At 66.8% G+C, this 24,074-nt stretch carries 21 protein-coding genes and 1 tRNA gene; 8 read left to right on the top strand and 14 right to left on the bottom strand.

Annotated features, from left to right (window positions below; all coding sequences use genetic code 11):
• Positions 1-4: 4 nt before the first annotated feature.
• Positions 5-508: an ureidoglycolate lyase gene (locus tag FZ033_RS23135; RefSeq protein WP_188079657.1), complete on the top strand. Its 504-nt coding sequence runs from the start codon at positions 5-7 to the stop codon at positions 506-508.
• Between the two features lie 19 nt (positions 509-527).
• On the opposite strand, the gene FZ033_RS23130 is transcribed toward FZ033_RS23135, so the two are convergent.
• Both FZ033_RS23130 and FZ033_RS23125 read right to left on the bottom strand, forming a co-directional pair.
• Positions 528-2,054, bottom strand: a complete 1,527-nt coding sequence (locus FZ033_RS23130; protein ID WP_149578417.1) for an aldehyde dehydrogenase (NADP(+)) — start codon at positions 2,052-2,054, stop codon at positions 528-530.
• Between the two features lies 1 nt (position 2,055).
• Positions 2,056-2,853 (bottom strand): NAD-dependent epimerase/dehydratase family protein, encoded by a 798-nt coding sequence (locus FZ033_RS23125; protein ID WP_149578448.1) that lies wholly within the window; start codon positions 2,851-2,853, stop codon positions 2,056-2,058.
• Between the two features lie 108 nt (positions 2,854-2,961).
• Here FZ033_RS23125 and FZ033_RS23120 point away from each other — a divergent pair, with 108 nt between their 5' ends.
• From FZ033_RS23120 to FZ033_RS23090, 7 genes are all read left to right on the top strand, one after another.
• A complete protein-coding gene (locus FZ033_RS23120) occupies positions 2,962-3,837 on the top strand; it encodes a FadR/GntR family transcriptional regulator (protein WP_232847631.1) in 876 nt (291 codons plus the stop codon).
• Between the two features lie 67 nt (positions 3,838-3,904).
• Complete coding sequence (kdgD, locus tag FZ033_RS23115) at positions 3,905-4,810, top strand: 5-dehydro-4-deoxyglucarate dehydratase (RefSeq protein ID WP_149578415.1); 906 nt, start codon at positions 3,905-3,907, stop codon at positions 4,808-4,810.
• A gap of 41 nt (positions 4,811-4,851) precedes the next feature.
• Positions 4,852-5,988 carry a mandelate racemase/muconate lactonizing enzyme family protein gene (locus FZ033_RS23110; RefSeq protein ID WP_149578414.1) on the top strand — a complete coding sequence of 379 codons (1,137 nt, stop codon included), beginning with the start codon at positions 4,852-4,854 and terminating at the stop codon, positions 5,986-5,988.
• A 1-nt stretch (position 5,989) separates the two neighbouring features.
• Positions 5,990-6,898, top strand: coding sequence for an amidohydrolase family protein (locus FZ033_RS23105; protein ID WP_149578413.1), 909 nt, complete (start codon positions 5,990-5,992; stop codon positions 6,896-6,898).
• Positions 6,899-6,956: 58 nt separating this feature from the next.
• Positions 6,957-7,931 carry a TRAP transporter substrate-binding protein gene (locus tag FZ033_RS23100; protein ID WP_149578412.1) on the top strand — a complete coding sequence of 325 codons (975 nt, stop codon included), beginning with the start codon at positions 6,957-6,959 and terminating at the stop codon, positions 7,929-7,931.
• Positions 7,932-8,039: 108 nt separating this feature from the next.
• A complete protein-coding gene (locus FZ033_RS23095) occupies positions 8,040-8,603 on the top strand; it encodes a TRAP transporter small permease (RefSeq protein WP_149578411.1) in 564 nt (187 codons plus the stop codon).
• The gene (locus FZ033_RS23090) at positions 8,594-9,874 is read left to right on the top strand and encodes a TRAP transporter large permease (protein ID WP_149578410.1); all 1,281 of its coding nucleotides are present in this window, start codon (positions 8,594-8,596) and stop codon (positions 9,872-9,874) included. Before FZ033_RS23095 ends, FZ033_RS23090 begins: the two co-directional genes overlap by 10 nt.
• Positions 9,875-10,284: 410 nt before the next feature.
• Here the strand turns inward: FZ033_RS23090 and rpoC are convergent, their stop codons facing one another.
• The 12 genes from rpoC to FZ033_RS23030 all read right to left on the bottom strand — a co-directional run.
• Positions 10,285-14,469, bottom strand: coding sequence for a DNA-directed RNA polymerase subunit beta' (rpoC, locus tag FZ033_RS23085; RefSeq protein WP_149578409.1), 4,185 nt, complete (start codon positions 14,467-14,469; stop codon positions 10,285-10,287).
• A gap of 137 nt (positions 14,470-14,606) precedes the next feature.
• Positions 14,607-18,683, bottom strand: coding sequence for a DNA-directed RNA polymerase subunit beta (gene rpoB / locus FZ033_RS23080; RefSeq protein ID WP_149578408.1), 4,077 nt, complete (start codon positions 18,681-18,683; stop codon positions 14,607-14,609).
• A 284-nt stretch (positions 18,684-18,967) separates the two neighbouring features.
• A complete protein-coding gene (gene rplL / locus FZ033_RS23075; protein ID WP_149578407.1) occupies positions 18,968-19,339 on the bottom strand; it encodes a 50S ribosomal protein L7/L12 in 372 nt (123 codons plus the stop codon).
• Between the two features lie 69 nt (positions 19,340-19,408).
• Positions 19,409-19,927 carry a 50S ribosomal protein L10 gene (gene rplJ, locus FZ033_RS23070; protein WP_149578406.1) on the bottom strand — a complete coding sequence of 173 codons (519 nt, stop codon included), beginning with the start codon at positions 19,925-19,927 and terminating at the stop codon, positions 19,409-19,411.
• A 677-nt stretch (positions 19,928-20,604) separates the two neighbouring features.
• Entirely contained in the window at positions 20,605-20,841 is a 237-nt protein-coding gene (locus FZ033_RS24645) for a DUF1127 domain-containing protein (RefSeq protein ID WP_149578405.1), read from the bottom strand.
• Positions 20,842-21,053: 212 nt separating this feature from the next.
• Positions 21,054-21,752, bottom strand: a complete 699-nt coding sequence (rplA, locus tag FZ033_RS23060; RefSeq protein WP_149578404.1) for a 50S ribosomal protein L1 — start codon at positions 21,750-21,752, stop codon at positions 21,054-21,056.
• 5 nt (positions 21,753-21,757) lie between these two features.
• A complete protein-coding gene (gene rplK / locus FZ033_RS23055; protein ID WP_012115335.1) occupies positions 21,758-22,207 on the bottom strand; it encodes a 50S ribosomal protein L11 in 450 nt (149 codons plus the stop codon).
• Positions 22,208-22,372: 165 nt separating this feature from the next.
• A complete protein-coding gene (nusG, locus tag FZ033_RS23050; protein ID WP_012115334.1) occupies positions 22,373-22,903 on the bottom strand; it encodes a transcription termination/antitermination protein NusG in 531 nt (176 codons plus the stop codon).
• Positions 22,904-22,920: 17 nt separating this feature from the next.
• The gene (secE, locus tag FZ033_RS23045; RefSeq protein WP_149578403.1) at positions 22,921-23,118 is read right to left on the bottom strand and encodes a preprotein translocase subunit SecE; all 198 of its coding nucleotides are present in this window, start codon (positions 23,116-23,118) and stop codon (positions 22,921-22,923) included.
• A 216-nt stretch (positions 23,119-23,334) separates the two neighbouring features.
• Positions 23,335-23,411: transfer RNA gene (locus FZ033_RS23040), tRNA-Trp, on the bottom strand.
• 212 nt (positions 23,412-23,623) lie between these two features.
• On the bottom strand, positions 23,624-23,950 hold the full coding sequence (locus FZ033_RS23035; RefSeq protein ID WP_232847630.1) for a hypothetical protein: 327 nt from the start codon (positions 23,948-23,950) through the stop codon (positions 23,624-23,626).
• A 50-nt stretch (positions 23,951-24,000) separates the two neighbouring features.
• Positions 24,001-24,074: EF-Tu C-terminal domain-related protein (locus tag FZ033_RS23030; protein ID WP_139285976.1), on the bottom strand; the 74-nt coding region annotated here is incomplete at its 5' end.

Here is a 24,074-nt window from a genome sequence, read left to right as displayed (position 1 = left end):
CGCCGTGAGCTGTGCCCCCTCCCCCCTCCACGCCCGCCCGCTGACGGCGCGGGCTTTGACGGCGGAGTCTTTCGCGCCCTTCGGCGACGTGCTGCGCGTGCCGCAGGAGGTGGGGACGCGCACCTATTTCGACGGCGCGCTGGCGAGCCTCAAGCCGCAGACGCCGGCGAGCCTCTCCCTCATCCTCGCCGCGCCCAGCCTGGCGCGGCCGGTGCCGGTCACCATCATCGAGCGACACCGGCTCACCTCGCAGAGCTTCGTGCCCATGGCGGCCACCCCATGGCTGGTGGTGGTGGCGCCGGACGCCGCGGACGGTTCGCCGGACCTTGCCGCCGCCGTGGCCTTCCTGCCCGGCCCCGGCCAGGGCATCACCCTGAGGCCGGGCGTGTGGCACGCCCCGCTCACGGTGCTGGAGGCCCCTGCCCCGTTCGCCATCTTCATGTGGCGCGACTTCGGCCCGGACGACGAGGACTTCGCCGACATCACCCCGTTCACCGTCGCGCTCTGAGCTTTCGAGACGGGGCCGCTCAGGCCTCCTCTTCCAGCAGGTCCGCCGGCAGCAGCGCGTCAGGCAGGTTCTGGTAGCTCACCGGCCGCAGGAAGCGGCGGATCGCCATCGTCCCCACCGAGGTGGCGCCGAAATTGGTGGACGCGGGATAGGGCCCGCCATGCACCATGGCATCGCAGACCTCGACCCCGGTGGGAAAGCCGTTGGCCAGCACCCGGCCCGCCTTGCGCTCCAGGATGGGCATGAGCCGCTTGGCCAGCGGCGTGTCGTCCGCATCCATCTGGAGGGTGGCGGTGAGCTGGCCCTCCAGCCCCGCCGCGAGCGCGACCATCTCCTCCCTATCCTCGACCCGGACGAGGATGCCGAGCGGCCCGAACACCTCGTGGGCAAGGCTTGAATCGGCGCGGAAGGCGGCGCCCGTGGTCTCGAACAGGGCCGGCGCGCCGTTGCGCCCATCAGCATCTGCCTTCAGCGCACACCGCACGGCAGGCGCCTGCGCCACATGATCCCGCCCCCGGCGGAAGGCAGCGGCGATGCCGTCGGTCAGCATAGGCTGCGGCGCAACCTGCCCCAGCCCCGCCTGCGTCGCGGCAAGGAAGGCGTCCGTGTCCGGCCCGTCGACCGCGAAGGCGATGCCGGGATTGGTGCAGAACTGGCCGACGCCCAGAGACAGCGACCCGGCCCAGCCCGCGCCCAGCGCACCGCCGCGCGCCTTCAGCGCCGCCGGCAGGAGGAACATGGGATTGACCGAGCCCAGCTCACCGAAAAACGGGATCGGCTCCGGGCGGGCAGCGCACAGGTCGAACAGGGCACGCCCCGCGCCGAGACTGCCGGTGAACCCTACCGCCTTGATGAGCGGATGGCGCACCAGCGCGGTGCCCCCCTCCACCGTGAAGGACTGGAGCAGGCCGAACACGCCGGGGTGAAGGCCGAGCGCGGCGCGCGCGGCGTCGATGGCTTCGGCCACCTTCTGGCTGGTGCCGGGATGGGCCGGATGGCCCTTCACCACCACCGGGCAGCCGGCCGCGAGGGCGGAGGCGGTGTCGCCCCCCGCTACCGAGAAGGCGAGCGGGAAATTGGAGGCTCCGAACACCGCCACCGGCCCGATGGGCCGTTCCATCAGCCGGATGTCCGGGCGCGGCAGGGGCTGGCGATCCGGCAGGGCCACGTCGCGGCGCCGGTCCAGATAGGCGCCGGCGAGGATGTGGCGGGCGAACAGGCGCAACTGCCCGGTGGTGCGCGCCAGCTCCCCGGCGAGGCGGGGCGCCGGCAGGCCGGTCTCCTCCTGCGCAATGGCGGTGATGTCGGTGCCGCGCGCCTCCATCTCGGTGGCGATGGCGTCGAGGAAGTCCGCCCGCGTCTTGCGGGTGGACCAGCCGAACGACGCGAAGGCGTCTTCCGCCGCGCGCGCGGCGGCATCCACCTCCACCTCGGTCGCCGAGAAGAAGCGGCGCGGCGTGCCGGACACCGGCGCGCTCTCGAAAGCGGGGCCGCCGGCCACGAAGGCCCCGGCGATCAGGTGGCCGCCGTCAGGGGTCGCGTCCATCTCACTTCTCCTCGAAAATCGGATCCTGGGTGAACTGGCCACCCTGATAAAGGGCCATGGGCGCGTCGGGCGCCGGTCGCGGCAGGCTGGCCTCAAGCTCGGCGCGGAAGCGCTCGGCATTGTCGCGCGGCGTCCAGCCGAGATAGGAGACGGCGCTATTGTCCCACCACTTGGCATCGTTGTCCGACATCCCCCAGATCACCGGGCAGCCGAGCCGCGGGACGCGGAAGATGCAGCCGATGAGGGCGAGGAAGTCCTCGTAGGACATCCAGGTGGACAGCATGCGGAAATTGGTGGGCTTCTCCATGCAGCTGCCGATCCGCACCAGCGCCGTTTCCTGCCCGAACTTCTCGAAATACATGCGGGCCAGCGCCTCGCCGAAGCATTTGGAGACGCCGTAGAGCCCGTCCGGCCGGAGCGGGACGGTGGCATCAAGGTGCTCGTCCTGGCGGTAGAAGCCGATGGTGTGGTTGGAGGAGGCGAACAGGATGCGCGGCTGGCCCTGCGCCCGCGCCGCTTCATAGAGATTGTAGAGGCCGACGATGTTGGCCCCCACGATCTTCGAGAATTTATCCTCCACCGAGATGCCACCCAGATGCACGATGCCGTCGCAGCCCGAAACCAGCTCGCGCACCGCCGCCGCATCGGAGAGGTCGCAGCGCACCGCCTCCTCGTGGGGGGCCGCGGGGCCGAGGTCAGTGATGTCTGAGACCCGCACGGTCTCCGCAAACCGCGCAAGATGCGGGCGGATGGCCCGCCCGAGCCCACCGGCGGCGCCCGTGAGCAGGAGTCGTTTCAGCATTTGAACCTCTTGGCTGGGTCTCTTGGCGCCCGCATCCGGCTAGGAAAGACAAGTCATCATACATGTGCGGATGTTCGGGTCAATATTCGGCCGAACTTGACAGACATGTATGGAACTCGCCACCATGGCCGGGGCCATATCGGCAGGCCGGAATCAGCAAGGGAGAAGCGGGTGCGCAGTCGCCTGAAGTCCGCCGCCCAGAGGGCTGCTCATGGGGGTGCCGCGGCAGGTCCCCACGCAGGCCCCCACGCGCCGAGTGGGCGTGCGAGCGGGACGCTTGTGGCCCAGATCAGCGATACGCTGCGCCAGATGATCCTGTCCGGCGAGTTTCCGCCCGGCGCCAAGCTGCCCAGCGAAGCCCAGCTCACCCAGGCCCATGGCGTCAGCCGCACCGTGGTGCGCGAGGCGGTGGCGGCCCTGCGTTCGGACGGGCTGGTGGAAGCACGCCAGGGCGCGGGCGTGTTCGTGCTCGACCATGCCACCACCACCCCGCTCCTGTCCTTCCAGAATGTTGATGGCGCACGCGTTTCCTCCACCATTGAGCTGCTGGAGCTGCGCACCGGCGTGGAGGTGGAAGCCGCCGGGCTCGCCGCTGCGCGCCGCTCCCCGGCCCAGGAAGAAGTGATCTTCGAGCGGCATTTCGCGGTGCGGACCGCGCTGGAGGAAGGTCGCTCCACGGTGGAGGCGGACCTTGCCCTGCACCTCGCCATCGCGGACGCCACCAATAACCCGCGTTTCCGCGAATTCCTCGCCATGATCGGCCGCGACGCCATTCCCCGCGCGGTGCTGGAAGGCGAAGGCCAGAGCGTGGAGCGCGTATCCTCCTACATCAAGATGATCGACGAGGAGCACCAGCGCATCGTCGTGGCCATCTCCCGCGGCGACGAGGATGCGGCACGGGAGGCCATGCGCGTCCACCTGCGCGGCAGCCAGGCGCGCTATCGCACGCTGCTGCAGACCCGGCGCAAACATGTAATATAAGTTGTTGACGCATTATCGGCACACATGTATGACAACTCTGCCCTGGTTATATGGCAGAGGAGCCGTGATGAACCCGCAGGACATAAAGACCGCGCTCGGCTCGGGCCTCCTGTCGTTCCCGGTCACGCATTTTGATGCGGATGGCCGCTTCAACGCGGAGAGCTACAAGCAGCATATCGAATGGCTGGCGGGCTATGATGCGCCCGTGCTGTTCGCCGCCGGCGGCACCGGCGAGTTCTTCTCGCTCGCGCCGTCCGAGATTCCCGGCATCGTTTCCGCGGCCAAGGAGGCGGCGGGCAAGACCGCCATCGTCGCCGGCTGTGGCTTTGGCTCGGTGGTGGGCGTCGAGATCGCGAAGGCGGCCGAGAAGGCCGGCGCGGACGGCCTGCTGCTGCTACCGCACTATCTCATCGATGCCCCGCAGGAAGGCCTCTACGCGCTGGTCAAGCAGATCTGCGACGCCGTCGGCATCGGCGTGATGGTCTACAACCGCGACAATTCCGTCCTCGGGGTCGAGACCCTGGCGCGCCTGTGCGACGCCTGCCCCAACCTCGTGGGCTTCAAGGACGGCACCGGGCAGATCGGCCTCGTGCGCCAGATCACGGCTACCATGGGCGACCGGCTGATCTATCTCGGCGGCATGCCCACGGCGGAACTGTTCGCCGAAGCCTATCTCGGCGCCGGCTTCACCACCTATTCCTCGGCGGTGTTCAACTTCGTGCCCGGCCTCGCGGTGGAGTTCTACAAGGCCCTGCGCGCCGGCGACCGGCTGACCTGCGAGCGGCTGCTGCGGGATTTCTTCTATCCCTTCATGGCCATCCGCAACCGCCGCAAGGGCTATGCGGTGTCCGCCATCAAGGCCGGCGTGCGGCTCCAGGGCTTCGCCGCCGGCCCGGTGCGCGCGCCCCTCGACGACCTCACCCTCGAGGAAGAAGCCATGCTCGACGCCCTCATCGGCACCTGGAAGCGGTGATCTGGAAAAGGTGATCTGGAAAAGGTGAGCAGGCAACGCCCATGAAAATCGCGGCCGTCCACACCCACCTCCTCGACCATCGGCTCGACGTGCCGTTCGAGAGCGCATCCATGCGCTTCGACCGCCGCACCCACGTGCTGGTCGAGATCGTGTGCGACGACGGGACAACGGGCTGGGGCGAATGCCTCGGCCCGGCGCGGCCCAATGCGGCGGTGGTGGCGGCCTATGCCAACTGGCTCGTCGGCGCCGATCCTCTGGAAACCGAGAAGATCTGGGCGACCCTCTACAACGCCCTGCGCGACCAGGGCCAGCGCGGCCTCACCATCACCGCGCTGTCCGGCATCGACATCGCGCTATGGGACATCAAGGGCAAGCATTTCGGCGTGTCGGTGGCGACCCTCCTCGGCGGTCGCTTCCGCGAGAGCGTGCGCGCCTACGCCACCGGCAGCTTCGTGCGGGATGGCGTGGACCGCGTCGCCGACAATGCCACCGAGATGGCGACCCATGCCGCCGCCGGCTTCCACGCCGCCAAGATCAAGATCGGCTTCGGCGTGGACGCCGACCTGAAGGTGCTCAAGGCCGTGCGCGAGGCGGTGGGGCCGGACATGCGCCTGATGGTGGATGCCAACCACGGCTATGACGCGCTGGAAGCCATCGAGTTCGGCAACCGGGCGGCGGACTATGGCGTCGACTGGTTCGAGGAACCGGTGGTGCCGGAGCAGCTTGCCGCCTACCGGGCGGTGAAGGCCGGCCAGCCCATCCCCGTGGCCGGCGGCGAGACCTGGCACACCCGCTGGGGCATGCGCGAGCCCATCGAGACCCGGGCGGTAGACATCATCCAGCCGGACCTGTGCGGCGTCGGTGGCTTCACCGAGGCCAAGCGCGTGGCCGACCTTGCCGCGCTCCACGGGGTGCGCGTGGTGCCGCACGTGTGGGGCACGGCGGTGCAGATCGCCGCCGCCCTGCAATTCATGGCCGCCATGGTGCCGAACCCGGTGCGCACCCGCCCCATCGAGCCCATCCTCGAATTCGACCGCACCCACAATCCGTTCCGCCAGGCGGTGGTGCAGACGCCGCTGGAGCATGTGAAGGGCGTCGTCGCCATTCCGGACGGGCCGGGCCTCGGCATCGAGATCAACCGCGACGCGCTCGCCGAATTTCGTCCGAGGGAGGCCTGACATGCTGGAGCGCAAGCTGTCGGGCCGCCCGCCCGTTCCGCCCTTCCCGCCGGGTGCGGTGGACACGCAGATGCACATGTATCTGCCCGGCTTCCCTGCGCTGCCCGGCGGCCCCGGCCTGCCGGCGGGTGCCCTGCCCGATGCGGCGCAGTATCGGCAGGTGATGGCGTGGCTCGGCATCGACCGGGTCATCATCACCCAGGGCAACGCCCACCAGCGCGACAACGGCAATCTTCTCGCCTGCCTCGCCGAGATGGGGGATTGCGCGCGCGGCGTCGCGGTCATCGATGCAGGCACCCCGGATGCGCAGTTGCAGCGGCTCGCCGACGCCGGGATCGTGGGCGCCCGCATCATGGACCTGCCCGGCGGTGCGGTGGGCCTCGACGCACTGGAAGCGGTGGATGCGCGCGCCGCATCCATGGGCTGGATGCTGGCGGTCCAGTTCGACGGCAGCCGCATCCTCGATCACCTGCCGCGCCTGTTGGCGCTGAAATCGCGCTGGGTGCTCGACCACCACGGCAAGTTCTTCGGCGGCATCCGCCCCGACGGCCCCGAGGTGGACGCCGTGAAAGCGCTGCTCGACACCGGGCGCGCCTTCTTCAAGTTCGCCGGCTGCTATGAATCCTCAACCCAGGGCGCGCCCCTGTTCGAGGATATCGCGGCGGTCGCCCGCGTGATCGGAGCCTACGCGCCGGAGCGCATCGTGTGGGGCACCAACTGGCCCCACAACCTGGCAAAGACCACCGCCGACTATCCCGACGATGCCGTGCTCGCCGACACCATCCTCGGCTGGCTGCCGGACGAGGCGGCCCGCACCCGCGCGCTGGTCGACAACCCGCAGGCGCTGTTCGCCCTGCCGGTCTTCGAGGCCGCCCCAGCCGCAAACACACCCGCCGGGGCCCGCATCTAGCCCCGGCGACCCAAGTTCAAAACACCGAGATCCAGCAAATACGGACAGGGAGGAAGACATGAAGGGATTGGCGCTCTATGTCGCCGCGGCGATGACTTCGGTGATCGCTCTGGCGCCGCTTTCGGCACAGGCGCGGCAGTACCGCTCCGCCGACGTGCAGCCCGCGGACTATCCGACGGTCAAGGCCGTCCAGTCCATGAGCGACGAGCTGAACAAGGAGACCAACGGCAAGATCTCCGTCAAGGTGTTCCCGAACTCGCAGCTCGGCAGCGAGAAGGACACCATCGAGCAGGTGAAGCTCGGCGCGCTGGACTTCATCCGCATCAATTCCGGCACGCTCAACACCGTGTGCCCGGCCATGACCGTCCCGGTCCTGCCCTTCCTGTTCCGCGACAAGGCGCACATGCGCGCGGTGCTCGACGGGCCCATCGGCGACGAGATCCTGGCCGATTGCGCCTCCCACGGCCTCGTGGGCCTCGCCTTCTACGATTCCGGCGCCCGCTCCTTCTATGCCACCACGCCCATCCGCAAGCTGGAGGACCTGAAGGGCAAGAAGATCCGGGTGCAGCAGTCCGACATCTGGGTGTCCATGATGAAGCTGCTCGGCGCCAACGCGACGCCCATGCCCGCCGGCGAGGTCTTCACCGGCCTCAAGAGCGGCCTCATCGACGGCGCGGAAAACAACTGGCCGAGCTATGACAACTTCCACCACTACGAGGCGGCCAAGAACTATAGCCTGAGCGAGCACTCCATGGCGCCGGAAGTGCTGCTGATCTCCAAGCGCGTGTTCGACAGCTTCACGCCCGAGGAGCAGGCCCAGGTGCGCAAGGCGGCCAAGAATTCGGTCGGCTACATGCGCCAGCTGTGGGACGCCATGGAAATCTCGTCCCGGGAGAAGGTGGAGAAGGCCGGCGTCGAGGTCATCACCATCGACAAGGCGCCGTTCCAGGCCGCGGTGCAGCCGCTCTACGACCAGTTCGTCACCGATCCCAAGCTCAAGGACATGATCACGCGCATCAAGGCGGCCCAATAAGCCGCCGCTGCCTCGGCGCATCCCGCCGGCTGCACCGCACCTGAAGCGGTGCAGCCGAAGGCGGCCGGGCACGAGGCACCGCGAGGACCCCTTCCCGGAGGACACGCCATGGACGCCCCCCCGCCCACTGACCCATTGGCCCCGCAAGGCCGCACGACCCTGAACACCACGGGATGGCTCGGCACCTATTTCGCCGTCCACGCCTTCCTGTCGCGCATCTGCCTCAAGCTCTCGGTGGCGGGGCTGATGCTGATCACCGTTTCGGTGCTCTACCAGATCTTCGGCCGTTACGTGCTGAACGACTCGCCGGCCTGGACCGAGATCTTCGCCCTCGTGCTCGTGCTCTATGTCACCTGCTTTGCCGCCGCCGTGGGCGTGCGCGACGACAGGCACATCGGCGTCGAATCCATCCTGATCCTGGCGCCGCCGCCGATCCGCAAGGCCGGGCTGATCGTGGTCTATCTGGGCATGATCATATTCGGCCTGTGCATGGCCTGGGGCGGCGCGATCCTGGCCGACGAGATGTGGGCCTATGTCAATCCGGGCCTGCCCATCTCGCAGGCCTGGTCCTACATCCCGCTCGCGATCGGCGGGGTCCTCATCAGCATGTTCGCAGTGGAGCGCATCGTCGCAACTCTATTGAATATCAAGGTGGTTGCGTCATGGCACTGATCATTCTTGTCGTTACCTTCATCGCGACGCTGCTCATCGGCATGCCGGTGGTGTTCGCCATCGGCCTCTCCTCCATCGCCACCGTGCTTTACGAAGGCCTGCCGCTCGCGGTGGTGTTCCAGCGGATGGCGTCGGGCATGAATGTCTTCGCCTTCCTCACCATCCCGTTCTTCATCCTGACCGGCGAACTGATGATGTATGGCGGCGTGGCCCACCGCATCATCCGCTGCTCGAAGGCGCTGGTGGGCCATGTGCGCGGCGGACTCGGCATGACCAACGTGGTGGCCTGCACCATGTTCGGCGGCATTTCCGGCTCGCCGGTGGCCGATGTGTCGGCCATGGGCTCGGCGCTGATCCCGCTCATGAAAAAGGAGGGGATCGACGCCGACTATGCGGTGAACGTCACCACCTATTCGTCGCTCGTGGGCGCGCTGATGCCCACCAGCCACAACATGATCATCTATTCGCTCGCGGCCGGCGGCGCCGTCTCCATGAGCTCGCTGATCATGGCCGGCGCCGTCCCCGCCGCCATGCTCACCATCGCCAACCTTCTGGCCGCCTATTTCGTGGCGCGCTCCCGCGGCTATCCCAGCAGCCCGTTCACCGGCTGGGGCGAAGTGTGGCTAAGCCTCGCGGCGGCGCTGCCGGGACTGTTCATCGTGGTGATCATCGTCGGCGGCATCCTGTCGGGTGTGTTCACCGCCGCCGAGGCGGGCGCGGTGGCGGTGGGCTACGCCCTGCTGCTCACCACCCTGGTCTACCGCAGCCTCACCTGGCAACACTTCCTCATGGCGGCGGCGAAGGCCGCCAAGACCACCGGCATCGTGCTGCTGCTGATCGGCATCTCCACCATGTTCGGCTATCTCATGAGCATCTACGGCATCGCCGACATGGTGGGCGACGCGCTGTCCAGCATCAGCACGCGCCCGTGGGTGATCTTCATCCTGGTGAATATCGCGCTGTTCCTGTTCGGCATCTTCCTGGACATGGCGGCGCATATCCTGGTGTGCACGCCCATCTTCCTGCCCATCGTGCAGCATTACGGCATGGACCCGGTGCAGTTCGGCATCATCGTGCTGCTCAACTCCACCATCGGCCTCAATACGCCGCCCGTGGGCGCCGCCTTCTACCTCGGCTGCGCCATCGGCGAGGTGTCGGTGTCCCAGGTGGTGCGGTCGATCTGGCCGTTCATGCTGGCCCTGTGGGTGACGCTGATGATCGTGACCCTGGTGCCCGAGACCTCCATGCTGGTCCATGACCTGCTGAAGTGAGGGCGTGCCGCCCGGCCGGGCGGCGGAGGAAAGAGCACAAGGGCCGCCCGGGCAGAACCGCCCGGGCGGCCCTTTCTTTTGCGACCCGAGAGGCCCGAGGGCGCTTCGGCATCCGGAGGAAACGGAGCCGCTGTGGTCCGACAGGATCGGCTTTTCAGATCGCAAACATGGGCCGGACGCGCCGCCGAGACGGCGAGGCACAAGGCAGACCGGCGCGGCCTGCACAAGCCCTATGCTTGAGGAAGGCATAGGGAGGCGGGCCCAATCCGGCCGCCACCGCCGACCAGCCTCCAGTCCCGCCAGCGAAACGCAACGCGCGTGGAAACGCATCCGCGCTCCCGCCCGACCCCCAAAAGAAAAGGCCGCCCGAAGGCGGCCTTTCCCTGTTCCGTCAGGCTGTCGCCCGGCGCTCACTCCGCCGCGTCGGCGGGGCCCTGCACCAGGGGATGGCCCTCGCTCTGCTCGTCACGGGTCGCGACGATGAGGTCGTCGCGGCTGTTGGCGATGGTGCGCAGGCGCGCCATCTGGGCGCCGGTGCCGGCCGGGATGAGACGGCCGACGATGACGTTCTCCTTCAGGCCTTCCAGCGGATCCACCTTGCCGTTGACCGCCGCCTCGGTGAGGACGCGGGTGGTCTCCTGGAACGAGGCCGCCGAGAAGAAGGAGCGCGTCTGCAGCGACGCCTTGGTGATGCCCAGCAGCACGGGATGGCCGGTGGCGGGCTTCTTCGCCTCTTCCGCGGCCTTCTCGTTCGCCTCGATGAACTCGATGCGGTCCACCTGCTCGCCGTCCAGGAAGTCGGTCTCGCCGCTGTCGTCGATCTCGACCTTCTGGAGCATGTTCCGGACAATCACCTCGATGTGCTTGTCGTTGATGTGCACGCCCTGGAGCCGGTAGACCTCCTGGATCTCGTTGACGAGGAAGGCCGCAAGCTCTTCCACGCCCTTGATCGCCAGAATGTCGTGCGGCGCAGGATTGCCGTCGACGATGAAGTCGCCCTTCTCCACCACGTCGCCGTCCTGGAGATGGATGTGCTTGCCCTTCGGGATCAGGTATTCCACCGCATCCCCGCCGTCCGGCGGCTCGATGGAGAGCCGGCGCTTGTTCTTGTAGTCGCGGCCGAAGCGGATGGTGCCCGAGATCTCGGCGATGATCGCCGCATCCTTGGGACGCCGCGCCTCGAACAGCTCCGCCACGCGCGGCAGGCCGCCCGTGATGTCGCGGGTCTTGGCGCTCTCCATGGGCACGCGGGCCACCGCGTCGCCGGCCTTGAGGGACTGGTTCGGGTCCACCGAGATGATGGCCTCCACCGGCAGGGCATAGCGGGCATCGCCGCCGCGGGGCAGCTTGATGATCTTGCCGTCCTTGCCCTTGATGAGGATGGCGGGACGCAGCTCCGGCCCCCGGCCGGAACGCGAATCCGTCACCACGCGCTTGGCGATGCCGGTCGACTCGTCGACCGTCTCGTTCATGGAGGAACCCTCCGTCAGGTCCTCGAAGGCCACGATGCCGTCCACCTCGGAAAGGATGGGACGGGTGTAGGGGTCCCACTCGGCGATGCGCTGGCCGCGCTTGATGGTGTCGCCCTCGTCCACCTTGAGGCGGGCGCCGTACTGCACGCGGTTCACCGCGCGCTCGGTGCCGTCCACGTCGACGATGACCACCGCCAGGTTGCGGGCCATGACCACGAGGTCGCCTTCCGAGTTCCGCGCCACGTTGCGGTTGCGGATGCGGACGATGCCCTCGAAGTTGCTTTCCACATAAGAGGAGTCGGCGAGGGTCGCCGCGCCGCCGATGTGGAAGGTGCGCATGGTCAGCTGGGTGCCCGGCTCGCCGATGGACTGGGCGGCGATGACGCCCACCGCCTCGCCCATGTTCACGGGAGTGCCGCGGGCGAGGTCACGCCCGTAGCAGGTGCCGCACACGCCGTTCCGGGTCTCGCAGGTCAGGACCGAGCGGATCTTGATTTCCTGGATGCCGGACTTGTTGATCCGCTCGACATGCCACTCCTCGATCATGGTGCCGCGGGGCACGATGACATTGCCGGTGGCCGGCTCCACGATGTCTTCCGCCGCGGTGCGGCCGAGGACGCGCGAGGCGAGCGAGGCCACCACCTGGCCCGCGTCGATGATGGCGCGCATGTGGATCCCCTTCTCCGAGCCGCAATCGCGCTCGGTGATGATGGAATCCTGCGCCACGTCCACGAGGCGGCGGGTGAGGTAACCCGAGTTGGCGGTCTTCAAGGCGGTGTCGGCCAAGCCCTTACGCGCGCCGTGGGTGGAGTTGAAGTACTCCATCACGGTCAGGCCTTCCTTGAAGTTCGAGATGATCGGGCTCTCGATGATCTCGCCCGACGGCTTGGCCATGAGGCCGCGCATGCCGGCAAGCTGCTTCATCTGAGCGGGCGACCCACGCGCTCCGGAGTGGCTCATCATGTAGATCGAGTTGATCTGCTTCTCGCGGCCGGTCTTCGGGTCCTTCTTGACCGAAGAGATTTCCTTCATCATCTCCTCAGCGACGCGATCGGAGCACTTGCCCCAGGCGTCCACGACCTTGTTGTACTTCTCGCCCTGGGTGATCAGGCCGTCATTGTACTGCTGCTCGTATTCCTTGGTGAGGGCGCGGGTCTCCTCGACCAGCTCCCACTTCTTCTTCGGCACCACCATGTCGTCCTTGCCGAACGAGATGCCGGCGCGGAACGCGTTGTAGAAGCCGAGCGCCATGATGCGGTCGCAGAAGATCACACTCTCCTTCTGACCGCAGTGCCGGTACACGGCATCGATCATGTTGGAGATTTCCTTCTTCGTCATCAGCTTGTTGACGACGTCGTAGGACAGCTTCGGATGCTTAGGCAGCAGCTCGCCGATCTTCATGCGGCCCGGAGAGGTCTCATAGATCTTGGAATACTGCTTGCCCTCCGCGTCCACGCCGATGTAGCGGCCGCGGATCTTGGTGGCGAGCGTGATCGCCTTGGCGTTCAGCGCGTGGTCGATCTCCGCCATGTTGGCGAACATCATCCCCTCGCCCGGCTCCTTCTCCTTCATGATGGAGAGGTAGTAGAGGCCAAGCACGATGTCCTGCGACGGCACGATGATGGGCTGACCGTTCGCCGGGTGCAGGATGTTGTTGGTGGACATCATCAGCACGCGCGCTTCCAGCTGGGCTTCCAGCGAGAGCGGGACGTGGACGGCCATCTGGTCACCGTCGAAGTCGGCGTTGAAGGCCGAGCAGACCAGCGGATGCAGCTGGATCGCCTTGCCTTCGATGAGCACCGGCTCGAATGCCTGGATGCCGAGGCGGTGGAGTGTCGGCGCGCGGTTCAGCATCACCGGGTGCTCGCGGATCACCTCGTCGAGGATGTCCCACACCTCGGGACGCTCCTTCTCCACCAGCTTCTTGGCCTGCTTCACCGTGGCCGAGTGGCCCTTGGCGTCGAGGCGCGAATAGATGAAGGGCTTGAACAGCTCCAGCGCCATCTTCTTGGGCAGGCCGCACTGGTGCAGCTTCAGCTCGGGACCCACCACGATCACCGAACGACCGGAATAGTCCACGCGCTTGCCGAGCAGGTTCTGGCGGAACCGGCCCTGCTTGCCCTTCAGCATGTCGGCGAGGGACTTGAGCGGACGCTTGTTGGCACCGGTGATGACGCGGCCGCGGCGGCCGTTATCGAACAGCGCGTCAACCGCTTCCTGAAGCATGCGCTTCTCGTTGCGGATGATGATGTCCGGCGCGCGCAGCTCGATCAGCCGCTTCAGGCGGTTGTTGCGGTTGATGACGCGGCGGTAGAGGTCGTTGAGATCCGAGGTCGCGAAGCGGCCGCCGTCGAGGGGCACCAGCGGACGCAGGTCCGGCGGGATGACCGGGACGTGGGTGAGGATCATCCATTCCGGCTTGTTGCCGGAGAGCTGGAAGGCCTCCACGATCTTCAGGCGCTTGGCGAGCTTCTTGGGCTTCAGCTCGGTGGTAGCCTCGGAGATCTCCACCCGCAGGTCGGCGGCGATCTTGTCGAGGTCCATGCCGCGCAGGATCTCGCGGATGGCCTCGGCGCCGATCATGGCGGTGAAGTTGGTCTCGCCGAACTCGTCCTGGGCGCGCAGGTACTCGTCCTCCGAGAGGAGCTGACGGTACTTGAGCTTGGTGGTGCCGGGCTCGATGACGACGAAATATTCGAAGTACAGGATCCGCTCGAGATCCTTCAGCGTCATGTCGAGCAGAAGGCCGATGCGGCTCGGCAGGGACTTCAGGAACCAGATGTGCGCCACCGGGGCCGCAAGCTCGATGTGGCCCATGCGCTCGCGGCGCACGCGCGACAAGGTGACCTCGACGCCGCACTTCTCGCAGATGATGCCCTTGTACTTCATCCGCTTGTACTTGCCGCACAGGCACTCGTAGTCCTTGATGGGACCGAAGATGCGCGCGCAGAACAAGCCGTCACGCTCGGGCTTGAACGTGCGGTAGTTGATGGTTTCCGGCTTCTTGATCTCGCCGTACGACCAGGACTTGATCTTGTCCGGGCTCGCAATGGTGATGCGGATCTGGTTGAAGGCCGGGGCCGGAACGGTCGGATTGAAGACGTTCAGGACTTCCTGGTTCATGAGCTGGCTCCCAAACGAAGTGGGCCTTTATCTTCGACCCTGACCGGCCGATGCGCCGGTCAGGCGGTCCGCGATGCGCGGATGTAGTCCTTGAGGACGGGGCGGCAGGCGCGGCCCAACTGGGCCGCGCGATCCCGTCAGGTGTTTTCGAGGTCGACGTTGAGGCCGAGCGAGCGCATTTCCTTCACGAGCACGTTGAAGCTCTCCGGAATGCCGCTCTCGAACGTGTCCTCGCCGCGCACGATGGCCTCATAGACCTTGGTGCGGCCGGCCACGTCGTCGGACTTCACCGTCAGCATCTCCTGCAGGGTGTAGGCCGCGCCGTAGGCTTCGAGGGCCCACACCTCCATTTCGCCGAAGCGCTGGCCGCCGAACTGCGCCTTGCCGCCCAGGGGCTGCTGGGTGACCAGCGAGTAGGGGCCGATGGAACGGGCGTGGATCTTGTCGTCGACCAGGTGGTGGAGCTTCAGCATGTAGATGTAGCCCACCGTGACCTTACGATCGAACGGCTCGCCGGTGCGCCCGTCATAGAGCGTGGACTGGCCGGAGGCGTCGAGGCCTGCCTTCTCCAGCTGCTGCTCGATGTCGGCCTCGTGCGCCCCGTCGAAGACCGGGGTGGCCATGGGCACGCCCTTGCGCAGGTTCTCGCCCAGCTCGGGCAGTTCCCCGTCCTTGAGCTGGTCGATCTCCTCACGACCGTAGATGGTCTCGAGGCGATCGCGCAGGGGCTTGAGGTCCTGCTTACCGTAATAGGCTTCCATCGCCGCGGCCACCTGCCGGCCGAGGCCCGCGCAGGCCCAGCCCAGGTGCGTCTCCAGGATCTGGCCCACATTCATGCGCGAGGGCACGCCCAGCGGGTTCAGCACGATGTCCACGTTGGTGCCGTCCTCCAGGAACGGCATGTCCTCCACGGGCACGATGCGCGAGACCACGCCCTTGTTGCCGTGGCGGCCGGCCATCTTGTCGCCGGGCTGGATCTTGCGCTTCACCGCGACGAAGACCTTGACCATCTTCATCACGCCGGGGGGCAGCTCGTCGCCGCGCTGCAGCTTCTCGACCTTGTCGAGGAACCGCTGCTCCAGACGCTTCTTAGAGTCGTCGTACTGGGCGCGGATGGCTTCCAGCTCCGCCATGATGGCGTCGTCGGCCACCGCGAACAGCCACCACTGCGAGCGCGGATACTCGGTGAGGATCTCGCGGGTGACCACGGTCTCCTTCCGGAAGCCCTTGGGGCCGGCGATGGCGGTCTTGCCGTCGAGGATCTCGATCAGGCGGCCGTAGACGTTGCGGTCGAGGATCGCCTGCTCGTCGTCGCGGTCCTTGGCGAGGCGCTCGATCTCCTCGCGCTCGATGGCGAGCGCGCGCTCGTCCTTGTCCACGCCGTGGCGGTTGAACACGCGCACTTCCACGATGGTACCGGTGGTGCCGGGCGGCAGGCGCAGCGAGGTGTCGCGCACGTCGGCGGCCTTCTCGCCGAAGATGGCGCGCAGCAGCTTTTCTTCCGGCGTCATCGGGCTTTCGCCCTTGGGCGTGATCTTGCCCACGAGGATGTCGCCGGCGCGCACTTCCGCACCGATGTAGACGATGCCCGCCTCGTCGAGATTCTTCAGCGCCTCTTCCGAGACGTTGGGAATGTCGCGGGTGATTTCCTCCGGCCCGAGCTTGGTGTCGCGGGCCATCGCCTCGAATTCCTCGATGTGGATCGAGGTGAACACGTCTTCCTTGGCGATGTTCTCCGAGAGCAGGATCGAATCTTCGAAGTTGTAGCCGTTCCACGGCATGAACGCGACGAGCACGTTCCGGCCGAGCGCCAGCTCGCCGAGCTCGGTCGAGGGACCGTCGGCGATGATGTCGCCCTTCTTCACCTGGTCACCCACGCGCACCAGCGGACGCTGGTTGATGCAGGTGGACTGGTTGGAGCGCTGGAACTTCATCAGCCGGTAGATGTCGACGCCCGACTTGGACGGATCGGCCTCTTCCGTAGCACGGATGACGATACGGGTGGCGTCCACCTGGTCGATGACGCCGGTGCGGCGGGCGGCGATGGCGGCGCCCGAGTCCCGGGCCACCACGGCTTCCATGCCGGTGCCCACCAGCGGCGCCTGCGAGCGCACCAGCGGCACCGCCTGGCGCTGCATGTTGGAGCCCATGAGCGCGCGGTTGGCGTCGTCGTTCTCGAGGAACGGGATCAGCGCCGCGGCCACCGAGACCAGCTGCTTGGGGGACACGTCCATGAAGTCGACGCGGTCGGGAGCGACCAGGAGCACGTCGCCCGCATGGCGGCAGACGATGAGGTCTTCCTCGAAGCGGCCATCCTTGTCGAGCGGGATATTAGCCTGCGCGACGTAATACTTCCCCTCCTCCATAGCGGAGAGATAGACCACCTCGTCGGTGACCTTCGAGTCCACCACGCGGCGGTAGGGCGCCTCGATGAAGCCGTACTTGTTCACGCGGGCGAAGGTCGCCAGCGAGTTGATGAGGCCGATGTTCGGGCCTTCCGGCGTCTCGATGGGGCAGATGCGGCCGTAGTGGGTCGGGTGCACGTCGCGCACCTCGAAGCCGGCGCGCTCACGGGTCAGGCCGCCCGGGCCAAGCGCCGAGAGGCGGCGCTTGTGGGTGATCTCCGACAGCGGGTTGGTCTGGTCCATGAACTGCGAGAGCTGGGACGAGCCGAAGAACTCGCGCACCGCCGCCGCCACCGGCTTGGCGTTGATCAGGTCCTGCGGCATCACGGTGTCGATGTCCACGGAGGACATGCGTTCCTTGATGGCGCGCTCCATGCGCAGCAGGCCGACGCGGTACTGGTTCTCCATGAGCTCGCCCACCGAGCGCACCCGGCGGTTGCCCAGGTGGTCGATGTCGTCGATCTCGCCCTTGCCGTCGCGCAGTTCCACCAGCGTACGGATGACGGAGAGGATGTCGTCGCGGCGCAGCACCCGCACGGTGTCGGGGCAGTCGAGGTCGAGGCGCATGTTCATCTTCACGCGGCCGACCGCGGACAGGTCGTAGCGCTCGCTGTCGAAGAACAGCGAGTGGAACATGGCCTGCGCCGAATCGATGGTCGGCGGCTCGCCCGGGCGCATCACGCGGTAGATGTCGAAGAGCGCGTCCTCGCGGGTCACGTTCTTGTCGGCGGTCAGCGTGTTGCGGATATAGGCGCCGGTGTTGACGTGGTCGATGTCCAGCACCGGGATTTCGTTGTAGCCGGTCTCTTCGAGCAGCTTCAGCGTCTTCTCGGTGATTTCCTCGCCCGCCTCGGCGTGGATCTCGCCCGAGGCGAGGTCCACCAGGTCTTCGGCGATGTACTGGCCGATCATCTCCTCGTTGGAGATCTTGAGGGCCTTGAGGCCCTTCTCGGCGAGCTGGCGGCCGGCGCGCACGGTCAGCTTCTTGCCGGCTTCGAGCACGACTTCGCCGGTGTCGGCGTCGACGAGGTCGGCGACGGCCTTGTAGCCCTTCATGCGCTTGGGATCGAACGGCATGCGCCAGCCGCCCTTCTCCCGCGTGAAGGGGATCTTCTCGTAGAAGGTCGCCAGGATTTCCTCGTTGTCGAGGCCGAGGGCATAGAGCAGGCTCGTCACCGGAATCTTCCGGCGCCGGTCGATGCGCGCGAACACGATGTCCTTGGCGTCGAACTCGATGTCGAGCCAGGAGCCGCGGTAGGGGATGATGCGGGCGGCGAACAAAAGCTTGCCCGAGGAGTGGGTCTTGCCCTTGTCGTGGTCGAAGAACACGCCCGGCGAACGGTGCATCTGGGAGACGATGACGCGCTCGGTGCCGTTGACGATGAACGTGCCGTTCATGGTCATGAGCGGGATGTCGCCGGTGTAGACGTCCTGCTCCTTGATGTCCTTCACCGACTTGGCGCCGGTATCGGGATCCACATCGAACACGATGAGGCGCAGGGTCACCTTGAGCGGCGCAGCGAACGTCATGCCGCGCTGGCGGCACTCGTCCACGTCATACTTGGGCGGCTCGAACTCGTAGCGCACGAACTCCAGCATGGAGGCGCCGGAGAAGTCGGAGATGGGGAACACCGACTTGAACACCGCCTGCAGGCCGTCGTCGTCGCGTCCGCCCTTGGGTTCCTCGATCTGGAGGAACTGGTCGTAGGACGCCTTCTGAACCTCGATGAGGTTCGGCATCTCGGCCACTTCCTTGATCTTGCCGAAGAACTTGCGGATCCGCTTACGACCGGTGAACGTTTGCGCCATCTCGATCCTCGTCCGTCCTGGTCCCCCTGGAGCCGGCACCCTTCGCCTCGATAGAGACAAGGGCACGCCGCGCCGGCACCGGAACCTCACCACCGTCAAACCCGAAGAGGTGGGGGCAAAAGCCATCCCTCTTCAGCATTATGACGGCTCTCCCGGCAGCCGCGGGGCGTTGCCCGCACCGGCTGCCGGGAGAACCGTCGTCTCCGATGCACCGCCCCCGAAAGCACGGGAGCGATGCTATGGACAAGGTCCCGGCCGGAGCCGGGACCCTGAACGTCAAAAGCTCACTTGAGCTCGACCTTGGCGCCAGCCTTCTCGAGCTGGGCCTTGAGCTTCTCGGCCTCGTCCTTGGAAACGGCTTCCTTGACGGGCTTGGGAGCGCCTTCCACCAGGTCCTTGGCTTCCTTGAGGCCCAGGCCGGTGATGGCGCGCACTTCCTTGATGACTTCGATCTTCTTCTCGCCAGCGGCGACGAGGATCACATTGAACTCGGTCTGCTCTTCGACGGCGGCGGCGGCAGCGGCCGGGGCAGCGGCAACGGCCACGGCGGCGGCGGCGGAAACGCCCCACTTCTCCTCGAGCAGCTTCGCCAGCTCGGCGGCCTCGAGAACGGTCAGGGAGGAGAGCTCGTCGACGAGCTTGGTCAGGTCAGCCATGGGAATAGTCCTTAAGATAGGTTCGGATTTTGGATTTGCGAGATCAGGCCGCCTGATGCGGCCTGGTCCTCACGCAGCTTCGTCCTGCTTGGCATAGGCCCCGAACACGCGGGCGAGCTTGGCTGCCGGCGCGGTGGTGACCTGCGCGATCTTGGTCGCCGGGGCCTGGATAAGGCCGACGAGCTTGGCACGCAGTTCGTCCAGGGACGGAAGGGTCGCAAGCGCCTTCACTCCGTCCACGTTCAGGGCCGTAGTGCCCATCGCTCCGCCGAGGATCACGAACTTGTCATTCGTCTTGGCGAAATCGACGGCCACCTTCGGCGCCGCCACCGGATCGCTGGAATAGGCGATCAGGGTCGGTCCCTTGAGCAGGGACGACACATGGGCGACGTCGGAGCCTTCCAGAGCGATCTTGGCGAGGCGGTTCTTGGCCACCTTCACGGTCGCACCGCTTGCCTTCATCTGCCGACGCAGGCGCGACAGCTGGGCAACGGTGAGGCCGGAATAGTGGGCGACCACGACGACGGAGGTGTTCTTGAACACATCCGTGAGCGTCGTGACGAGCTCTTGTTTTTGCGCTCGATCCACGTCTGGCTCTCTTTAAGCCTGTGGCGGCACCCTCACCCCGAATGGGGCTCGAGATCCCGCCGGTTGCGCCTTGCCGCGTGCCGCGACCAACCTGTCGAAAGCGACATGAAGGCCGCGATCCGCGACGCTCTCATGCCCTGTCCCCTCTTGATCCGGGCACGGATAACCGTGTCGCGAAGCGCAAGGCGCTGGTTCCGAACCGATCTTCATCCCCGCGGCACACGGTCTTGGCGACCCAGGCCGGCGGAGGCAAAACTCCGGTCTTCCCCGTCTATGCTGGCTCTCCGAAGCCCACCTCGGCGAGGCGGGTGCGAGAATTAAGCCTTGATCGTTCGCCGATTTGAGCGAACATCAGGGCGCCGGCAGTCTCGGACAGGACTATCGCCTATCGGCATCCGCCAAGGCGACCCGAGAGCCGCCGAAACAGATATCTAACAGACGATTAGGCCGGGCGGGCGAACCCTCCCAGCCCTTTCACCCCGTCTAGGGTGAAAGCTACAGATACTTGGTACCGAACGGCAAGCCGTCCGGAAACAGCCCATATATAGGGTCCCGCGCCTCTTGTCACGCCTTTTGCGCACTTTTTGCATGAGGCGTCCAAAGCGCTCCGCGCCGGATGCGGCGCGAAGTCGGATTTCCCTTGCTGGCCAAAACCTAACGGACTTGGCGGCCCGGCCTCAGGCGGTGCGCACCGAGCCCGAAAGCGTCGCGGGGCGAGAGGTGGGCTGCGCGGCGGGGCGCATGGCCTCCTCGGCAGACTCGCGGGCGAGACGGCGGATGTCGGAGCGGCTGACGCCCATGTCGGACAGGTCGCGGTCGCTCAGGGAGGCGAGTTCGTCGATCACGCGGCGGCGCAGGACTTCACCGGCGAAGAAGCTGCGGAGGGCAACCCAAAGGGTGTAGAGCGCGTACATTTTCCTTCTCCTTCCGCCATGCGGAACATCAGCTGCGACGCAGCATTTGAGAGAAAGATAGACCTTGTTGCGGTGCAGCAGAACCGCTCAGAACGCAGGCCTGCCCTGCCGGAAGATGACACCACGTTAACAGCGGGGCAATGAAACCTCCTGCAACGCAAAAGGCCGGGCACGAGGCCCGGCCTTTCAAAAACGCTCGAGCGTCGCGGATATCAGGCGGTCTGAACGGTCGCCGGTTCCACCTTGATGCCGGGGCCCATGGTGGAGGACACCGCCACGCGCTGCAGGTAGGTGCCCTTGGCGCCCGCCGGCTTGGCCTTCACCACCGCGTCCACGAAGGCGCGGATGTTCTCGGCCAGCTTGTCGGCCGGGAACGAGGCCTTGCCGATGCCGCCATGGATGATGCCGGCCTTCTCGACGCGGAACTCCACCGCGCCGCCCTTGGCAGCGGCGACGGCGCCCTTCACGTCCATGGTCACGGTGCCGACCTTCGGGTTCGGCATCAGGCCACGCGGGCCCAGGATCTTGCCGAGACGACCGACCAGCGGCATCAGGTCCGGGGTGGCGATGCAGCGATCGAACTCGATGGTGCCGCCCTGGATGGTCTCGAGGAGATCCTCGGCGCCCACGATGTCGGCACCCGCCGCCTTGGCCTCGTCGGCCTTGGCGCCACGGGCGAACACCGCCACGCGCACGGTACGACCCGAGCCGTTGGGCAGGTTGCACACGCCGCGGACCATCTGGTCCGCATGGCGGGGATCCACGCCGAGGTTCAGCGCGACCTCGATGGTCTCGTCGAACTTGGCCGTGGTGCGCTCCTTCAGGAGCGCCAGGGCCTCGTCGAGGGGATAGAGCTTGACGTGGTCAATGCCTTCGTTGACGGCGCGGATGCGCTTGCCTTGCTTCGCCATGGCGCTCACCCCTGAACCTGCAGACCCATGGAACGGGCCGAACCTTCGATCATCTGGACGGCGGCCTCGACGGTCTCGCAGTTCAGATCCTTCATCTTCTTCTCGGCGATCTCCGAGAGCTGGGCGCGGGTGACCTTGCCCACGAAGGTGCCCTTGCCGGGCGTCTTGGAGCCGGAGCCGGGCTTCTTCTTGGTCTCGAGGCCGGCGGCCTTCTTCAGGAAGTAGGAGACCGGCGGGGTCTTCAGCTCGAAGGTGAAGGAGCGGTCCTGGTAGGCGGTGATCACCACCGGGATCGGCATGCCCTTTTCGAGCTGCGCGGTCTGGGCGTTGAACGCCTTGCAGAATTCCATGATGTTCAGGCCGCGCTGACCGAGCGCGGGACCAATCGGCGGGGCCGGATTGGCGCTGCCGGCAGGCACCTGCAGCTTGACGTAACCCGTAATTTTCTTCGCCATTGCACAACTCCCAAAATGCGCCGCTCACCCCCTCGGAGGCTGGCGGGCGGGATCGCGTGGTGCGGATTTGGGAGCGCTTGGCGAGACGCTCCCTCCCCTCCCACGCCGGCGCCCTGCCCTGCGGCACGGCACCACTTCAGGCGGCGCGAACGCCGCCCGTTCGGCTCAGACCTTCTCGACCTGAGCGAATTCCAGTTCCACCGGCGTCGCGCGGCCGAAGATGGACACCGCCACCTTCACGCGCGAGCGGCTCTCGTCCACCTCTTCCACGATGCCGTTGAACGAGGCGAACGGGCCGTCGGCCACCTTCACCGTCTCGCCCACCTCGAAGGTGATGGAGGGCTTGGGCCGCTCGATGCCTTCCTGGACCTGCTGCAGGATGCGCATGGCCTCGGATTCGGAGATGGGCATGGGCTTGTTGTCGGCGCCCAGGAAGCCGGTGACCTTCGGCGTGTTCTTGATGAGATGGAAGGCCTCGTCGGTGAGGTCCATCTTCACCAGCACGTAGCCGGGGAAGAACTTGCGCTCGGCGTCCACCTTCCGGCCGCGACGCACCTCCACCACCTTCTCGGTGGGCACGAGGATCTGCTCGAACAGGTCAGTCAGCCCGCGCTGATCGGCCTGCTCGCGGATCGAGTCGGCCACCTTCTTCTCGAAGTTGGAATAGGCGTGAACGATGTACCAGCGCTTTGCCATGATGCCTTCCTTTCCGCTCAGTGCCCGAGGGTCAGGAGGGTCGACACGCCGAAGCGCAGGATCTGATCGACGACGAGAAAGAAGATGGAGGCAAGGAATACCATCACGAACACCATGGCCGTGGTGATCAGCGTCTCGCGCCGGGTCGGCCAGGTGACCTTCGCCGTTTCGGCGCGGACCTGCTGATAGAACTCGACAGGACTGTTCTTCGCCATAGCGCTCTTCGCCGCCTGTACCTTGAGGTGGGCAGCTCCGGCCCGTCCGGCGCCCGCTCCCTCTTCGCCGCGGCACGAACGCCGCCTCATGAAATCGCTTCCCCCGCCGGCGCCGGCTCTTGCGAGACGTTGCTACGGGATCATTCGGGCGGGGTTGGGGCTGCGTCGTCGCGCCCCGTGCCGCCGTCTTGCCGTGCCTGCCGCTTCCCCGGGAAGTGGCAGGAGTGGAGGGACTCGAACCCCCAACCCCCGGTTTTGGAGACCGGTGCTCTAACCAGTTGAGCTACACTCCTATAGCCTGAGCGCGTCACCCGAAGGCGTCGCCCCGGCATCAGGCCGGCACCCCGAAGCGCGAGCCATGGCCCGCCGGCGTCGAGGGTAGACTCCGCCGCGCCGGGGAGTGACCCAGCGCATCGGACGGGTGTGTGTAGTGGTATGCGACGCGCGTGTAAAGGGGGCGCTGGCGCGCTGTCCCCAGGGCGGGACGCAGCCAACGGCCGGCGGGTCAGTCCTCGGGCTTGGTCGCGCCGGTTCCGGCCGGTGGGGCGACGCCGAGGGCGCAGTCGTGGTTTGCTCCGGTGCCCGGCGCGTTCTCGAAGACGCAGCGCGTTTCCGGTGGGTCGCCGCACACCTTGGCCAAGTTCTTGAAGCCGACACAGCGCCCATCCGGCCCGCGATATCCGGGCCCGCCCTTGCAGCCGCAGCCCTGGCACGACGGGCGCTCGGGACACGCCTCCTTCGCGCCAGCCCCCGGCAAGGCGGCAAGCACCGCAGCAAGAAGGAGAAGGTGCCGCCAGCCCACCGCCGGGCCAAACGAAAAGAGCGGCGCCAAGGGCGCCGCTCTCCTGTCGTCAGGCCGCGGACTTTTCGTCCGGGTCGAGATCACTCGATGATGGAGGCGACGACGCCGGCGCCCACCGTGCGGCCACCCTCGCGGATGGCGAAGCGCAGCTTCT

The organism is Xanthobacter oligotrophicus (assembly GCF_008364685.1).
Classification (GTDB): Bacteria; Pseudomonadota; Alphaproteobacteria; order Rhizobiales; family Xanthobacteraceae; genus Xanthobacter; species Xanthobacter oligotrophicus.
The sequence above is the reverse complement of the archived record's forward strand: the minus strand, read 5'-3'. Positions and strand labels throughout refer to the sequence as shown.

Coding starts and splice junctions, on each gene's coding strand:
- FZ033_RS23130 (WP_149578417.1), bottom strand. CDS start 2,054: ATGGACGCGACCCCTGACGGCGGCCACCTGATCGCCGGGGCCTTCGTG.
- FZ033_RS23120 (WP_232847631.1), top strand. CDS start 2,962: ATGTATGGAACTCGCCACCATGGCCGGGGCCATATCGGCAGGCCGGAA.
- kdgD (WP_149578415.1), top strand. CDS start 3,905: ATGAACCCGCAGGACATAAAGACCGCGCTCGGCTCGGGCCTCCTGTCG.
- FZ033_RS23110 (WP_149578414.1), top strand. CDS start 4,852: ATGAAAATCGCGGCCGTCCACACCCACCTCCTCGACCATCGGCTCGAC.
- FZ033_RS23105 (WP_149578413.1), top strand. CDS start 5,990: ATGCTGGAGCGCAAGCTGTCGGGCCGCCCGCCCGTTCCGCCCTTCCCG.
- FZ033_RS23100 (WP_149578412.1), top strand. CDS start 6,957: ATGAAGGGATTGGCGCTCTATGTCGCCGCGGCGATGACTTCGGTGATC.
- FZ033_RS23095 (WP_149578411.1), top strand. CDS start 8,040: ATGGACGCCCCCCCGCCCACTGACCCATTGGCCCCGCAAGGCCGCACG.
- FZ033_RS23090 (WP_149578410.1), top strand. CDS start 8,594: ATGGCACTGATCATTCTTGTCGTTACCTTCATCGCGACGCTGCTCATC.
- rpoC (WP_149578409.1), bottom strand. CDS start 14,469: ATGAACCAGGAAGTCCTGAACGTCTTCAATCCGACCGTTCCGGCCCCG.
- rpoB (WP_149578408.1), bottom strand. CDS start 18,683: ATGGCGCAAACGTTCACCGGTCGTAAGCGGATCCGCAAGTTCTTCGGC.
- rplL (WP_149578407.1), bottom strand. CDS start 19,339: ATGGCTGACCTGACCAAGCTCGTCGACGAGCTCTCCTCCCTGACCGTT.
- FZ033_RS24645 (WP_149578405.1), bottom strand. CDS start 20,841: ATGTACGCGCTCTACACCCTTTGGGTTGCCCTCCGCAGCTTCTTCGCC.
- rplA (WP_149578404.1), bottom strand. CDS start 21,752: ATGGCGAAGCAAGGCAAGCGCATCCGCGCCGTCAACGAAGGCATTGAC.
- rplK (WP_012115335.1), bottom strand. CDS start 22,207: ATGGCGAAGAAAATTACGGGTTACGTCAAGCTGCAGGTGCCTGCCGGC.
- nusG (WP_012115334.1), bottom strand. CDS start 22,903: ATGGCAAAGCGCTGGTACATCGTTCACGCCTATTCCAACTTCGAGAAG.
- secE (WP_149578403.1), bottom strand. CDS start 23,118: ATGGCGAAGAACAGTCCTGTCGAGTTCTATCAGCAGGTCCGCGCCGAA.